Below are 14924 nucleotides of genomic sequence, written 5' to 3' on the forward strand. Positions count from 1 at the left end.
ATAACAGTGGACCACGAACGAGAACACGTAATGTCATCGTCATTGCCGATTGAATGGAAGTGACATCATTTGTCACGATCGTTAATAATTTACCTGTTCCAAATGAGTCCCGATTATTACTAGAAAATGTTTCTATTTTCGCAAACACATCTTTTCGTATGTCTGTAGCGAAATTAACAGCTGCTTTTGTAGAATACATCATACACCCAAGCCCTCCAACTAAACCGAGTGCTGCTGCTCCTATCATAAGAAGCCCCATTTTTATTACATAATTTAAATCCCGATTTGCAATCCCAACATCAATGATATGTTGCATAATAGTCGGTTGAATTAAGTCCATCGCAACCTCAAGTACCATAAATAGCGGCCCAATAATAGCGAAGAACATGTATGGTTTTAAATACTGTAATAACTTACGAAATGATTTCATACATAATCTCCTTTTCCCATGAAATTACCACTGAATAATTCATATCCCTCCTTATTTAAGCTATATATTTTGTAATTTCTTTATTACTTCTATTATATTATGTAAATTAATATTTAACATTATTAAATGATAAGTATTAATGACTTTCTAGTCAATAAATGTGCTTTATATTATATAAATACAAAAACCGCATTCTTAATGAAAAGAATACGGTTTTTCATCTATATTTCTTCAATTGTAAAATGTAAAAACTCAGTCTCAAATCCCTTATTTTTAGAAGGACTACACGTGTAAAAACCTATTTTAACAGGCTCCTTCCCTATATCCTCCATTAAATGAGCGATTCTTATTTGTTCCCATTGATGGCCCTTTTTCACATATATTGTATAATCACCGCTTTTTCGAATAATTCGAAAACGAAGTTGTTGCTTAGCTGCTTCAGTTGGATAATCTTGCGTTGACCAGTCAGAATATCCATTATTCGTTACGACAGCACCTAAGTGAGATGGCCCTTCAGGGATATATTCTAAAGATGTTTTTAGCCAACAGTTCTCCGAAATCATAACAAAAAGACCTGCTTGATCGAATTTTGAATTTGGATTCATACGTAACTGAACTTCAGCTTGAAAGTCTGTCATCATCTCATTATAAAATACATGACCATTCATTACTTCAAAACCATAATGTGTTTTAAGCCAAAAATCAGTTTCTGCTTTCGAACGGACAATAAACGCATGATTATCATTAATTTTATAGTATTCAGGTACATTCATTATAGTGAGTTGCTCAATATGTTCTGGTATATACGATATATTCATAGCTCCTCCATAATAAAGCATTTATATAGACATTTAAAACTCCGCTAATACTGGGAATTTATAACCTTTAAAATCTAACTCTTTATCACTTCGAACCATTAAATACTTGCTAGACTGTACTTCTGTAAACTGTACATCCTCAACCCCTAATTGATCTGGAGAAAAATAAAATTCGATTTCCGTAAACCTTTCATTGATTTCTCCACATAATTCATCTAAAACCGGAAGTACTGGCGCAAATACTCCAAATAATTTCAACTTTTCATTGTCTACTTCATAAACGATTAGAGCATCTAGCTTCTCTGAATAATACAATTTCTCATTCCATTCCGAGTCATACATATTCAAATAAAATGAAGGATGGAAGTTTAAAGTTGAAAAACTATTTGAAAGTCTTTGGCTACTATCAATAGTTTCATGTATTAACTGTCTATTCTCTATATTATAGTAATCTAACTTTTTAAGTAGTGAATCGTTATTATTATTATTATATGGTATAGTCATCAAATATTCCTGCACAACTTTAAATCCAAATGCTGTATATAGTTCAGGGTTTTCCGTAAACAATAATGCACATTCACATTTCTTATCGATTTCTTCTATCATTTTACCCATTAATTGTGTCATTAACCCTTGTCTACGGAAATTAGGGTGTGTCATTACTGATTGAATACCCGCCGCATTTATTTTTTCACCATTAATTAATAATGGGAGTGAAAATGCCGCAACATTTGCAATCACTTTATCTTCTTGTAAAAACGATAAAGCTTTATATGTATCATCCCAATATCCTTTATCCGAAAAATCATTCAATGTTTGAGTTTTAATTCCAAACACTTCTTCAAATAAAGGAAATAACTGCTCTCTTTTCGGTTCTTCTATTAGAAGACTTGCCAATTTTTCAACATTCCCCATGTTGTACCTCCAAATGTTAAATTCCATTAAATTAGATATACTTATATGACCTACTCTTAAAAATAGAGGTCTTACCAATCAATATACTATCATAAAACATAAAAAAAAAGTCTAATTAATTTTATGTTTTGACTATTTGAAAATAAGTCGAATAAAACAATATTAAGATTTCTGGATATTAATTAGTTTATTATATAAAAATAGCGCTTTCTAATTAGCTTTTACTAATAGAAATACACTATTTATAATAAAATATTTTTATTCTTTTATCCCTTCAAGTCTTTCCTTCGTATTAATTTCTTCTCCACTTATACGCTTTTCAAAAGACTTTCTCCAACTACTTGAAAGTGCATTTACTTCTAATATTCTTTTTACCCCTTCAATATTTTGTTTTTCCTTATGCATGATACGATTAGCAAACGCTATTGAAACACCTTTCGGATCAGACTGTAGACTTTTTAATGTATCGACTGATGATACCCATCCTTCTTTTAATACACGAAAATAAAATCCTGTATATCCTGTTTCTTGAAAATATAGTGGTAACTTTGGAATATTATATTTTTTTGCTAATTTAAAACAAGGTTGCCTTGGTTGTGTTACCTGTACGATTGCCTCTCCGAGCTCAAATGTATCACCAATACAAACATCCTCTTCGCGCATACCACTAACTGTTATATTTTCTCCGAAAGCCCCATATACAAGATCTTGATTCAATTCTTTTTCCCAGTATGGATAGTGATCACCAGTATAAACACAAACTGCTTTATCTACTCCTCCATGATGAACTAAGTCCGCCTGTCCATCTCCATTAAATTTTACAAAGGATAAATATACCGGTTCCTTTACTTGTTTCTTATTTATGCCTGTATGAATTACTTTTCCGCCGTATATAACCTCTTTTGGTAATCCTATATTTAAAGATAATAATTGATATTCATTTAGCCATTCTATTTCCTCCTTTACAGGTGTTACATGTATTTTCTCTCGATTAATTTTTACAACCCTCTCTGTTACATAAAGATGATTATAAAACCTCTAAAATCATTGTTCAATTCAATTATTTATATAATAATGATAGGTATAACCTATCATTATACTTGAGGTGATTCCAATCGAATTACGACAACTTGAATACTTTTTAGCTGTTTCAAAAGAATTACATTTCACAAAAGCAGCTGAAAAATTAAATATTTCACAGCCTTCACTAAGTCAACAAATACGTGCATTAGAGCATGAAGTAGGAATGCCACTTTTCGATCGAATTGGTAAAAAAATATCTTTAACTGAAGCAGGGAAGGTTTTATTATCACATAGTAAAACCATTTTTCATGAAGTCGAACAAGCTCGTTCAGCTATTCAAGACCTAAACGGATTACAGCAAGGTTCCTTAACAATAGGGGCTTTGTTAACCGTCGTAAATTATTTACTACCACCAGCTATTTTAAATTTTAATAATTTATATCCCAATATAGAGCTTTCTGTATTAGGGCTTCGTACAGGAGATATTCGTGAAAAATTATTACAAAACGAACTAGATATTGGAATTACATTTCTCCCGGTGCAAGATAAAGAGATTATCTCCACCCCTCTATACAAAAGCGATCTTACATTGGTCGTGCCCACTGGTCATCGATTAGCTGAACGTAATCATGTATCTATTGCTGAATTACAGAACTACCCTTTAATTCTTTTACCTAAAAATTTCTTTTTAACCGAACTAATTACATCTCATTGTCAAAAATTAAACTTTAAACCAAGGCCAATTTTAGAAATTAGTACGATGGAATCTTTAATCCAAATGGTTTCCAAAGGAATGGGAATTACAGTGTTACCCAAACCATATATAGACTTTTTACAAAATAAAAACATTAAAGCTATTAAAATAGAAAACCCTACTCCAACAATTGAAATAGGGCTAATTTATAGAAAAGATAAATATATGTGTGCTGCAACTCGAGAATTTATTGAGCAACTAAAAATTACAGTACATTCTTTCCAAAACTAAACAAAAGAGATTATCCTATGAAACCGTTTCACAACAATTTAGTAGAATAATCTCTTCTCAAAACAAAGTAAACATTATATTTAAACTCTTATAAACTTTAATGTACCTTTTTAGATATTGGAATATATTTAGTAAAATATGCACCAACTAGCAATAATACAATTGAAAATAACCAAGTAAAAGCACCACCAAAATGAAACCACTATGCAAACATATTTAAGACTGCAAGTGAAAAGAAGCAAATAGAAGTTAACGCACTTTTCAATCCTTTTATCCCAGATTTTTTTCTCTTTTGATAAGCAATATACATCGCAATGACAAGAAAAAAGATAAGAACAAATGGTAACATAACTTTTAGTATTGGTAATCCCTCCAGTATAAATGCACTCTTTATATTACCATCTTATCCCATTTATCTTTTAGGCATCAATTTATTCTTATCTTCCCTCCAAAAGTCAGTATAAGTTTTATTTTTAAAGTTCACGTTCACCTCAGAAAACGGCATACTTCCTCCAACTTTCAATAGGTACCAGTCGTTTAAAAGTGGTGATCCGAAGCAAATCTTCATTGTACGATCATGTAAATCGAATAATACAGAATGTAAAGTTCCAAACCATTCTTCATAGTTATGTACAGTTAGTCCAGCAGGATATTCTTCTTCTACTAATTTTTTTAAAGACTCTATGCTTACTTGTTCATATCTATTTAAATGCTCATGTAAAACGTGATATCTCTTTGTAGATTGTTCTAATCTCCTATTATTTAATTTCTGAATTGATGAACTAACTGCATGGTTTGTTGATACAATAAAAGCTTGTTTTTCACCATCAATCGTTATTGTGGATTTATGACCGTCAAATATTTCAATATATGCTGCATTTAAAGGATCAGCTAGTATTAAATTAATATTACTAGCAATTGGTATTTCTTCTATTAGTGACTTAGCCTCCTGCACATTTTTGCATTTCTCCAATAACAGTCGAATTACCGCAAAACATTGTAAACCACTTACTACTGGCTTTCGTAGACCTTCAATATTTCCTACTGGTTGACCACATGCTGAAAATGTAACAGATAATCCATGTTCATTAACTCCTTCTGTTCTACCAAAATATTGAGTAGAAAAACCACTATGCGCATACGCACCTTCAACATGCGTCGAGCAAAAACGCATATCATCTATTACTGGTGATAAATCATAGTTTCTTAATACATAAGTGTGAGTTGAATCTGTCTTTTTAGGTAATACTGCACAATGACTACAACCTGCTTTCAATAGTGTTTGATAGTAATACATTATATTTTTAGAAGGAATTTTCAACACTTCACAAAAACCTTCAATTTCTTCATTTATGCCTGGACAATGTTTGTTTAGTATATTTCTCGATTCTGTCCAATGGTTATTAGATATTACATTTTCTTCGTGTATAAATTGCGGGATGAGATACGGATTTTGTTTCACGAACTCCCCTTGTTGCTTTCCAATCTCATAATAACTTCCTTTTAATGATGAAAAATACCCCTTTACTTGATACATCAAACTCCCCCTCACATTGGATATATCCATATCATACCAAATGGATTTCATTCATCCTTGATGTTTTTTACTATCTTTCTTTAACACCATCCCATTTTAATATCTCCACTAATAATTATTTACTAGACAATTAAAGTTTTGTTAATATTGCTGTAATAACTTTATTTCAAAATAAAGTAGTTTGGATATCAAATGAGCAAAATACTTTGTTGAATCCACTTATAAGCAATCATCTAATTCATGAAACTACGAAACTTACTTATCAAAATAAAAGGAGAATTTATGTATGAATAATTGCAAACCAATTGATAAATTAACTATTGAGGACCTAAAACAAAACCCCATTTGGGAATGGGCAATAGATGAAGAGGAAAACGAAGAACATGACGAAACATGGGTAAAACCAGCGGCAACTACTAATTTTACAGAAGAATTAAACGGTTCAATCGTACTAGGCGAATTATTCTTACATAATGGTGAAAAATTCCCTATGATGTGTGAAATTGATATTGAAGGTGACGAGGCCGTAATTCGTTCTGTTGTTTATTATAAGGAAGCAAAAAATGAGTATATTGCTATAGAAGATATTGTGAAAACGGTCGAAATGCCGTTATCGATTATTATTAATCTTACAATTCATGCAGAATCCAAAACCTTACGCTTCACTGCACATAAAGTAGATATTTATAAAAATTCAATAACGACTAATTTTAATTAAAGTTGGCCGAAATAAAGAAAACAATTATGAAATACAAACTGGGGAATCATTAACGATTCCCCAGTTTTTTAAACTATATTAAAGTATCCCCTTTTCCACTAAAGTCTCTGCGATTTGAACTGAATTCCAAGCCGCACCTTTTAATAGGTTATCGGAAACAATCCAAAGGTGGAATCCGTTTGGCGTATCAGGATCTTTACGTATTCTTCCGACAAATGTATCTATTTTCCCTTCTGCATATAATGGCATTGGATACAGCTGTTCACTAGGGTTATCCTGCAAAATAACACCTGGTGCATCCATTAATACTTCCTTAATTTCCGCAACGCTTGCTTCTTTTTCCAGTTCTATATAAACCGATTCTGAATGCCCCGATACAACTGGAACACGTACACAAGTAGCTGCCATTTTCAGGTTTTCATCTTCTAATATTTTCTTCGTTTCTTGAATCATTTTGACTTCTTCAAAAGTAAAATCATTGTCTGTAAATATATCTACTTGAGGCAGTACATTAAATGCTATTGGATAATGTTTTTTATCTTTTTTCACCGGTAATATATCACTCTTCACTTCTTCACCTGCAAGTATAGACTTAGCCTGCTCTTGTAATTCATGAATCGCATGAATGCCAGAACCCGATACAGCTTGATATGTTGAAACGATAATTCTTTCTAAACCAAATGATTTTCGAATCGGCTGAAGTGCTGTTACCATCTGTAATGCTGAACAATTTGGAACTGCAATGATACCTTTATGCTGTTTTAAAGTGTGCGCATTCACTTCCGGAACAACGAGCGGTACATCTTGCGCCATTCGGTACTCACTTGTGTTATCAATTACAATCGCACCACTAGAAACTGCATGAGTTACAAATTGTCTAGATACTTCTCCCCCAGCGCTAAAAAAGGCAATATCTACACCTTCAAAGCTAGTTGTTTTTGCCTCTTGTATAATTATCTCTCGTCCTTTGAATCTTACTTTCTTACCAGCGGATCGTTTGGACGAAAGCAATGTAACTTCAACTATATTAAACTTCATTTCATTCTCTAACAGTTCAATAATTTTTTGCCCTACCGCACCTGTAGCCCCAACAACAGCTACATGATAGCCCTTTTTGATCATCTTTTCTCCTCCAATATCACCTGAATGAATATTTCTACAATTTCATTTTATACAGAATTTAATCATTTGGAAAATTAAAATACATGATATAATCATTCACAAATCATGATAATAAAAGAGGGATCGCTTATGGAAATGAGACATGTTAAAACATTTTGCGCCATTGTGAAGTATGGTAATTTTTCTAAAGCTGCGCACGCGCTAGGTTATGCGCAATCTACTGTTACAGCACATATGAAAGCTTTAGAGAACGATTTACATATTCCTCTTTTCGATCGGTTAGGGAAAAAAGTGCTACTTACAAAAGCAGGTCATCAATTTCATCCTTATGCATTAGAATTACTTGCAATATATGAAAAAGCGCAAGAAATCCCCCAAAATACAGATTATTTAGAAGGTACATTGAGTATTACATCTAATGAATCATTAGCGGTATACCGCTTACCACAATTGTTACGTACTTACAAACAGAAAAATCCGAAAGTAAATATCGTACTTGAAACGAACACAAATGAACAAGCATTACAAAAATTACGTGAAGGAGAAACAGACATTGTCTTCATAATTGGAGAAAGTATAGAACATAATGATTTTATTACGCGAACTTTTAGTAATGAAACATTTGGATGGATTTTACCAGCTTATTCCGCTGCACATACAAATCCATTCCAGTTATTACAGGACACCCAGTTCATTTTTACAGAACAAAGCTGCGGCTATAGGCCAATGGTAGATCGTTTTTTACGTCAAAGCGGAAATATTCCAGCTAAAACATTTGAAACTTCCAATGTTGAAGTCATTAAACAATCCGTCATGTGTGAGTTAGGCATTTCAATTCTTCCTTATATCGTTGTACAAGAGAGTTGTCAAAAAGAACAACTATGTTTTCAGCCTATTGAAACTCCAGCATTTATTCAAAGTCATGTCATCTATCATAAATCTAGATGGATTTCTCCGGTACTACAGTCGTTTCTTTCCTTACTTGAACGAGATTAAGATATTAAGAAGTACATATAAAAAGAGTAATTGCCTAATAAGCAATTACTCCCTTTCATTAATTAGTATATTATTTATTAGTCTTTCCCCCATCTGCAATTAATTTACTACCTGAATATGTACCTTTTTGCATAAACACTTGATTAATTAATTCTTTTTGCTCAGCTTCCGACATTACTCCTTTTCCTTCTCCTAAATTCCCACTTTGTAATTTCCAAATCTTATTATGATCCCCATCAACTTTTTCATATTTTCCTTGTTTCCATCGTTCTAAAATTTCTACATATGTACTTCCCTGTACAAGATCGTTACTCTTTACAATATCAATTAAACTTTCAATCCGTTCTTGTGTAATAAAAATATAGCCCCACTTTTGATCAGCTTTCGCTTTTTGATGTGCCATTTCATGTAATGCTGTCTGTATGTTCTCATCTGTCCATTTAAAATTTTTATTAAAACCACTATTCGGTAATGAATAGTTTCCATTTTCTAAAAGCTTCGCATCTTCTGCTTTTACGTTACTATCAGCTAGTACTTCTACTGCTGGAGCAGCTGGTGATGCCTTTTTCGCAGCTGGTTTACTATTATTTAAATAATGCAGCATACCATATGTTAAACCTACTCCGATTACCGCCATACCAGCTAGAATACCGATTATTTTAAATAGTGTTTTCATCGCGCTTGTTTCCTCCCAAATATCTCTGTTCTGACTACCTAATTATTTTTTATATAAAAACTGTTACTTCATTTAAAATATCGCATCCCATCCCCTATCATATTATTTATATATACTTTCTCATATTGTATTTCTTTTTCTTTAAAATTGAAAGATTATTCTGTTAAATATTGAAAGTATTCTACAAATTTTTCCTTTATATTTATAAAGAAGCAAAAAAACAACGAGCGCGTTCTACAACACTCGTTGTTTTTACTTTATGCACAATTTTCTTTTAACCACTTCGTAATAGCATCTAACCTCGAAACATCAAAACGTCTTTCTTCACAAACATTTAAACTGTTTAAATTATTTACAATTCCTATTTCATTCGATTTTACACTTTTCGCCTCAATTAATTTACAATACCCGTCTGTAACGGTATTTAAATTTTCATAATAACGCTGAAGTGGTTTTGATATATGTAAATGCTTTTCAAAGTTTCTTCTTCTTCTCGTCTCATCAGATTCTTTCCGTTTTCTAAGTTCTTCATCATTCGTATATAAATAAAAATATTGATCAGGAAAACCAATTTCCCTATGTATCAGCTTTTCCTTATAAAAGTCTTCTATTAAAGATAATGACTGATCAAATATTTCAAAATGGAAACACCAATTATAGCTAAGTGGCTGATAAATGTCTCCATCAAGTATTACTAATTCATATTGCTCTGACTTCTGCATTGCTATTTTCCAGCGCTCTACTTGTTTTTCAAAATACCATGTTCTATGCTCATTTTTTGGTCTTTCAAATAAAAAATTCACTTCAGGTATAATATAAGCACCATAATTCTTTTCTAACTCACGACACGTTGTGCTCTTACCAACCGCACTCGCTCCCTCAAACGCTATAATCCCCATAGTTTCTCCCTCTTTCATTAACTAAAATCTCGTTGTTTCGCTTTTCTCCCCCATAACTGTTTCCATAAAACAATTGAAGCGATAGAGAGCATTATTGTTGTAATGATACTCCCTTCAATTCCGAACGAGCCTCCATGAAGGAATTCCGATCCAGTTGTTACAGGTTTAAAAAGTGGTGTAGAATACATTGTCATTCCACTAACCGCAAAACCAAATACGTTATATTGTGCCCAATTCCAAATGGAATGCCATGCGCATATCCCCCAAAGACTACTATCTTTCAAAACGTAAAAAGCTGCAAACACACCAACTAATATTATATTCGATATTGAAAGAATTGTAATACCTGGATTTAGTAAATGAAGAAAACCAAATAAAAATGAAGTTACAACAATACCGATCCATATACGGCTTCTAACAGAAAGAACTGGAAATAACCAACCCCGAACAACAATTTCTTCTGTTGCACCTTGTATTAAAAAAGCAACTAAAGATCCCACAATTCCAAGTATAGCGGTTGGTGTAATGTGTTGCATTTGTAGTTGTACATTTCCAGTTAATAAAAGTAGCATGACTGGTATTGAAATAAAAACAAAACCTATTAATGCACCTCTTAAATATTTTCTTATCCACTGATTCCTCCAAAATCCAATGGATGAAATTGATCTTTTCTCTACAAATCTAATCCATAAAAAAACAAAAAATATAGCTCCGCCAAACGTCAATATCATTTCAATATCACTATAAATTGCTTTCATTAAAAGCGTTTCTGCTTTCGGTAAAAACAACATAAATAACATAAACAATTCACCTAAAGTTAAAAATACAATTGCAAGTATAACAGCAAATACTGGATGAACTTTTCTTCTTCCTTCTTTGGCTGCTTCAATTATTTTAAATTTATTAGACTGCAATATTCTCGCCTCCTTAACAAATACATCAACACTATTCTTATACTATATATCGATTCACTAATACAATTTCCCAATAAAAATGTTCTTAGTTTATCATAAACCAAAATTAGGAATAATATATAAATAAAAGAGATGTTTTTGTGTCTTTTACCATCCCTATTTCACACTGGTATTACCAGCACTTGCTATTTCCCACCATTTGTTGTAAGATAGTAATTAAGGTCAATTTAACACTATATTTTCTTTGCATATTATCAAGTATCAATCAGGGACATTTTGTACTCCTTATGGGTTTTTGATAATATGTGAACTTTTATTTTCATTCAAATAAGGCCGATCATATTGTAATTTTTCTACTTTTAGGAGGCATTACCATGACATTAACAGGTAAAGTAAAATGGTTTAACAGCGAAAAAGGTTTCGGTTTCATCGAAGTTGCAGACGGTAACGACGTATTCGTTCACTTCTCAGCTATCACTGGCGACGGCTTCAAGTCTCTTGACGAAGGTCAAGAAGTTAGCTTCGAAGTTGAAGACGGTAACCGCGGACCTCAAGCTAAAAACGTTGTAAAGCTATAATTCAAACAATAAAAAGGTTGTTACCAGCAAGGTTAACAACCTTTTTAATATATAACTAAAATTTTTTACATAAAAGGAGTGGTTACATGTATCGCAATCGAAAGAACGATGTAGCAGAAGTACCACCAGAACAAACCCCTGTTTGGGAATGTGAATCAGAGGATTGTTTAGGATGGATGAGAAAGAACTTTTCATTTGAAGAAGAGCCTAAATGCCCTTTATGTAAAAGTAGTATGAAAAGCGGAGAACGTTTATTACCTAAATTAGGTTAATTTATAATAAAAAAAACCTCTTTTAATTAAGAGGTTTTTTTTATTATAAATTTATGTCCTCAATATCAGTTCGCACTATAGAATACAATAATGCATCGTGTTGCTTATTTCCTTGATGAATATATCCGCGCAATAGACCTTCCTTTTGAAAGCCGATTTTAGATAACATTCTACAAGAAGTAACATTTTCAGGATATGTAATAGCTCCAATTCTAAACAAACCTAAATCTTTAAACCCATAATCAATAATTTCTCGAGCCGCTTCTGACGCATAACCATTTCCCCAATAACGAGGATGCAGGTCATATCCAATCTCAGATCGTTTACTCCATAATTGTAAATTGTTTAGTCCAATTGTTCCTATTAAAACGTTCGTTTCTTTTAACACAATTCCCCATCGTATTGCCTTTTTCTCAAAGTAATTTTTCGAAAAAGATTCGATCATACGTGAAGCTTGTCCAAACTCCGTAAAAGAATTCATACCGTAATAACACGTTACTTCATCCAATGAAAAGATTTCATATATTTTTTGACAATAAGATTGTTCTATTTCAACTAAACGTAAGCGTTCTGTTTCTAATATAGGAAATGCCATAGGATCACTCCTTTCTCTCTACTCATTCATTATATCAGAAAAAATATTTATAATTAGTAAAGTCCTTATTGTTCCATAAATCAAACATTTCTAATGACGCATTCCCTCTTTATTCTATATACACGAATTGGATACCTTCTGATTACTACTCAAACAGTACGCTATAATTTCCATAAATCGAATTTCAAATTATCAAGAACTGTAAAAAAAATTGTTTCTTCATTTTCTCCTTCCAAACAACCACCCTACCCCATACATTTATGGTAAAATATAGTTAATATATTATTTTATTGTGGAGGTGTAAATTTCCTATGTATATATTCATCGGCTTATCCCTCTTACTCATATTACTTATTTTTTTATTCGCACAAAAATTCACACCAAACTCTTTCATGATGACTAACTTTAAAGGCAATAGCTTTAAGACATTTTCAATCGGTATTTTAATCGCTGCCATACTCTCACTTTCATATGGAACTTATCATGCAGTAACATATCAACCTAGTTATTTAGATATTAAATTAAAAAATCAAAACTACACTGTTTTCGGTAATGTAGGCGAATTCGGTTATTTCTCCGAAGAATTATTAAAAAAAGATACAGAAGTTCAACTATATTTCGTCTCTTGGAAAACAATGCAGTTAAAAAATCCGGTAATACTTATAGAATATCCTTCAGGAAAACAAGAAACATGGACGCCAAATATCGTATTAATACCGATAAGTAAATTACAAGAAAAACATGATATAAAAGATATGTATCAACTATCACCGTATTCATTTAAAGAATCTGGAGAAATAACATTAACAATAAAAGAAAACAATGTAAAAAACAATAAAATTTCCATTCAAATAAAATAAATAAAAACTGTTCCTTCATTTTACTGAAGGAACAGTTTTTATTTATTCTACAGTATTATTTATTTAATGTAGCCATTATTTCATTGGCAATATTCTTTCCATTTCCAATACACGCACCAATTCCAACACCGTAATATGAGGCACCAGCTAAATATACATTTGGATAAAGATTTGTCATTTTTTCTTGCAATGTTTGAACCGCTTGATTATGTTCTAAATGATATTTCGGCATTAAATCTTTCCAATTTGTAACTTCAACTACTTCTGGTTCACCTTTAATTCCGAGACTCTTTTCAATATCATATAAAGCTACTCGTACTAATTCTTCTTCACTGTAATCCTTGATTGTTTCATATACCGGATTGGTACTCTTATAAAACATTCTAACTAATAATTTTTGTTTACCCGATGTATGTTTCCACTTTCGACTTGTCCATGTACAAGCATCACAATGTAAATCACTGTTTTCCGTTACAATAAACCCCGTACCGTCAGCTGGTAGTTGTTCATCTAGTATGTCAAATCCTAAGTAAATACTTATAAGAGATGAGTTTTTAAATGTATTAAACTGCTCATTTAACTCATTAGACTGTAATAAAGTTTGCGCTATATCATGTGGAGCTGCTAAAACAACATAATCAGCTTGTATTGTTTCATGATTTGCAAAAGAAATCTCATATCGATCTTCTTGTTTACTTACAGCCGTCGTTATAGCACCTTTTTTTACGACAGTTTCAGTCAGCACTTCTTCTAAGCGATTAATTATCGTAGATAGTCCACCCTTAAATGATACGAATTTTTTATTTCCTGCTGATTGAAATTGTTTTTTATTCTCTTCAAAACCTTTAATAATACTTCCATACTTATTTTTATAATCCAGTAAATACGGTAATGTAGATGCCATTGTAAGCTCATTCAATTTACCAGAATATACGCCTGAAAGCACAGGAGCAATTTGTCTTTCCACTAACTCTTTGCCTAAAAAGCTTTCTAAAAATAGAGCAAGTGATGTATCTTTCGTAAACTCTTTATTTTTCGTTATGAAATCTTTTAAAGCTACGATTTTCCCCTTCGTTGAGACTAGCGTACTGCTAAACAACGACCGGGCGCTCATCGGTATCCCAAATATAGTATCAGAAGGAATCGGATGTAACATGTTTTCAGAATATATGTAAGAAATACCCGTTTCATTATATACCATTTCATCTTCTAAATTTAAATCTTTTACAAGTGGCATAACATGTTCATTACGAGCAACGATTGAATCCGCTCCTGACTCCATAATGAAATCCTTTTCTTCCACACTATGGATTTTACCACCTAAATACTCTTCTTTTTCAATAAGAATTAAATTTAAATCGATATTATAATCCTTTTTTAATTTTTCTAAATAAAACATAGTAGAAAGTCCCGTTATACCTCCACCGATAACAACAACTGTTTTCATATGTACTGCGCTCCTAACCGATACAATTAATAATTCTTTTTTATTATAACCAAAAGTCCTTATATTCGACTAGCAAGTTGCGCATTCTGTAAGAAATTAGACAATATATTTGAATATATTTTCAAATTGCCTAATAAAA

At 31.9% G+C, this 14924-nt stretch carries 17 protein-coding genes and 1 pseudogene; 6 read left to right on the top strand and 12 right to left on the bottom strand.

The window, feature by feature from the left end; translation table 11 throughout:
• From MR170_RS06335 to MR170_RS06350, 4 genes are all read right to left on the bottom strand, one after another.
• A partial coding sequence (locus tag MR170_RS06335) for an ABC transporter transmembrane domain-containing protein (RefSeq protein WP_242307775.1) occupies positions 1-430 on the bottom strand: 430 nt, incomplete at its 3' end.
• 221 nt (positions 431-651) lie between these two features.
• Entirely contained in the window at positions 652-1248 is a 597-nt protein-coding gene (locus MR170_RS06340; RefSeq protein WP_001027675.1) for a DUF1349 domain-containing protein, read from the bottom strand.
• Between the two features lie 33 nt (positions 1249-1281).
• Positions 1282-2163: a GNAT family N-acetyltransferase gene (locus tag MR170_RS06345; protein ID WP_242307777.1), complete on the bottom strand. Its 882-nt coding sequence runs from the start codon at positions 2161-2163 to the stop codon at positions 1282-1284.
• 258 nt (positions 2164-2421) lie between these two features.
• Positions 2422-3117: an MOSC domain-containing protein gene (locus MR170_RS06350; RefSeq protein ID WP_242307802.1), complete on the bottom strand. Its 696-nt coding sequence runs from the start codon at positions 3115-3117 to the stop codon at positions 2422-2424.
• A gap of 151 nt (positions 3118-3268) precedes the next feature.
• Between MR170_RS06350 and MR170_RS06355 the strand changes: the two genes are divergently transcribed.
• A complete protein-coding gene (locus MR170_RS06355; RefSeq protein WP_242307778.1) occupies positions 3269-4171 on the top strand; it encodes a LysR family transcriptional regulator in 903 nt (300 codons plus the stop codon).
• Positions 4172-4268: 97 nt separating this feature from the next.
• Here the strand turns inward: MR170_RS06355 and MR170_RS06360 are convergent.
• Together MR170_RS06360 and MR170_RS06365 are read right to left on the bottom strand one after the other, a co-directional pair.
• Positions 4269-4532 (bottom strand): annotated as a pseudogene (locus tag MR170_RS06360) (hypothetical protein).
• 51 nt (positions 4533-4583) lie between these two features.
• Positions 4584-5708 (bottom strand): C45 family autoproteolytic acyltransferase/hydrolase, encoded by a 1125-nt coding sequence (locus MR170_RS06365; protein ID WP_029442284.1) that lies wholly within the window; start codon positions 5706-5708, stop codon positions 4584-4586.
• Positions 5709-5994: 286 nt separating this feature from the next.
• On the opposite strand from MR170_RS06365, the gene MR170_RS06370 reads away from it, so the two are divergent.
• Positions 5995-6426: a hypothetical protein gene (locus tag MR170_RS06370; RefSeq protein ID WP_029442283.1), complete on the top strand. Its 432-nt coding sequence runs from the start codon at positions 5995-5997 to the stop codon at positions 6424-6426.
• Positions 6427-6504: 78 nt separating this feature from the next.
• Here the strand turns inward: MR170_RS06370 and MR170_RS06375 are convergent, their stop codons facing one another.
• Complete coding sequence (locus MR170_RS06375; protein ID WP_043938951.1) at positions 6505-7548, bottom strand: aspartate-semialdehyde dehydrogenase; 1044 nt, start codon at positions 7546-7548, stop codon at positions 6505-6507.
• A 129-nt stretch (positions 7549-7677) separates the two neighbouring features.
• Here MR170_RS06375 and MR170_RS06380 point away from each other — a divergent pair, with 129 nt between their 5' ends.
• Positions 7678-8544 (top strand): LysR family transcriptional regulator, encoded by an 867-nt coding sequence (locus MR170_RS06380; RefSeq protein WP_016081671.1) that lies wholly within the window; start codon positions 7678-7680, stop codon positions 8542-8544.
• 70 nt (positions 8545-8614) lie between these two features.
• Here the strand turns inward: MR170_RS06380 and MR170_RS06385 are convergent, their stop codons facing one another.
• From MR170_RS06385 to MR170_RS06395, 3 genes are all read right to left on the bottom strand, one after another.
• Positions 8615-9220 (bottom strand): PRK06770 family protein, encoded by a 606-nt coding sequence (locus MR170_RS06385; RefSeq protein ID WP_029442281.1) that lies wholly within the window; start codon positions 9218-9220, stop codon positions 8615-8617.
• Positions 9221-9477: 257 nt separating this feature from the next.
• Positions 9478-10137 (bottom strand): nucleoside/nucleotide kinase family protein, encoded by a 660-nt coding sequence (locus tag MR170_RS06390; protein WP_242307779.1) that lies wholly within the window; start codon positions 10135-10137, stop codon positions 9478-9480.
• Positions 10137-11033, bottom strand: coding sequence for a CPBP family intramembrane glutamic endopeptidase (locus tag MR170_RS06395; RefSeq protein ID WP_048565426.1), 897 nt, complete (start codon positions 11031-11033; stop codon positions 10137-10139). The genes MR170_RS06390 and MR170_RS06395 overlap by 1 nt, the downstream gene beginning before the upstream one ends.
• 374 nt (positions 11034-11407) lie before the next feature.
• Here MR170_RS06395 and cspD point away from each other — a divergent pair, with 374 nt between their 5' ends.
• A complete protein-coding gene (gene cspD / locus MR170_RS06400) occupies positions 11408-11611 on the top strand; it encodes a cold-shock protein CspD (RefSeq protein ID WP_000176365.1) in 204 nt (67 codons plus the stop codon).
• Between the two features lie 86 nt (positions 11612-11697).
• Entirely contained in the window at positions 11698-11883 is a 186-nt protein-coding gene (locus MR170_RS06405) for a cold-shock protein (RefSeq protein ID WP_000286203.1), read from the top strand.
• A gap of 43 nt (positions 11884-11926) precedes the next feature.
• On the opposite strand, the gene MR170_RS06410 is transcribed toward MR170_RS06405, so the two are convergent.
• Complete coding sequence (locus MR170_RS06410) at positions 11927-12478, bottom strand: GNAT family N-acetyltransferase (protein ID WP_000885398.1); 552 nt, start codon at positions 12476-12478, stop codon at positions 11927-11929.
• A gap of 311 nt (positions 12479-12789) precedes the next feature.
• Here MR170_RS06410 and MR170_RS06415 point away from each other — a divergent pair, with 311 nt between their 5' ends.
• Positions 12790-13338, top strand: coding sequence for a hypothetical protein (locus MR170_RS06415; RefSeq protein ID WP_048564072.1), 549 nt, complete (start codon positions 12790-12792; stop codon positions 13336-13338).
• Positions 13339-13393: 55 nt separating this feature from the next.
• Here MR170_RS06415 and MR170_RS06420 read toward each other — a convergent pair whose 3' ends face one another.
• A complete protein-coding gene (locus MR170_RS06420; protein WP_048564073.1) occupies positions 13394-14785 on the bottom strand; it encodes a protoporphyrinogen oxidase in 1392 nt (463 codons plus the stop codon).
• Between the last annotated feature and the right edge of the window lie 139 nt (positions 14786-14924).

Source organism: Bacillus cereus group sp. BfR-BA-01524 (assembly GCF_022662595.1).
GTDB lineage: Bacteria > Bacillota > Bacilli > Bacillales > Bacillaceae_G > Bacillus_A > Bacillus_A thuringiensis_S.

Coding starts and splice junctions, on each gene's coding strand:
- MR170_RS06390 (WP_242307779.1), bottom strand. CDS start 10,137: ATGAAAGAGGGAGAAACTATGGGGATTATAGCGTTTGAGGGAGCGAGT.
- MR170_RS06385 (WP_029442281.1), bottom strand. CDS start 9,220: ATGAAAACACTATTTAAAATAATCGGTATTCTAGCTGGTATGGCGGTA.
- cspD (WP_000176365.1), top strand. CDS start 11,408: ATGACATTAACAGGTAAAGTAAAATGGTTTAACAGCGAAAAAGGTTTC.
- MR170_RS06375 (WP_043938951.1), bottom strand. CDS start 7,548: ATGATCAAAAAGGGCTATCATGTAGCTGTTGTTGGGGCTACAGGTGCG.
- MR170_RS06340 (WP_001027675.1), bottom strand. CDS start 1,248: ATGAATATATCGTATATACCAGAACATATTGAGCAACTCACTATAATG.
- MR170_RS06420 (WP_048564073.1), bottom strand. CDS start 14,785: ATGAAAACAGTTGTTGTTATCGGTGGAGGTATAACGGGACTTTCTACT.
- MR170_RS06365 (WP_029442284.1), bottom strand. CDS start 5,708: ATGTATCAAGTAAAGGGGTATTTTTCATCATTAAAAGGAAGTTATTAT.
- MR170_RS06410 (WP_000885398.1), bottom strand. CDS start 12,478: ATGGCATTTCCTATATTAGAAACAGAACGCTTACGTTTAGTTGAAATA.
- MR170_RS06380 (WP_016081671.1), top strand. CDS start 7,678: ATGGAAATGAGACATGTTAAAACATTTTGCGCCATTGTGAAGTATGGT.
- MR170_RS06405 (WP_000286203.1), top strand. CDS start 11,698: ATGTATCGCAATCGAAAGAACGATGTAGCAGAAGTACCACCAGAACAA.
- MR170_RS06345 (WP_242307777.1), bottom strand. CDS start 2,163: ATGGGGAATGTTGAAAAATTGGCAAGTCTTCTAATAGAAGAACCGAAA.
- MR170_RS06370 (WP_029442283.1), top strand. CDS start 5,995: ATGAATAATTGCAAACCAATTGATAAATTAACTATTGAGGACCTAAAA.
- MR170_RS06415 (WP_048564072.1), top strand. CDS start 12,790: ATGTATATATTCATCGGCTTATCCCTCTTACTCATATTACTTATTTTT.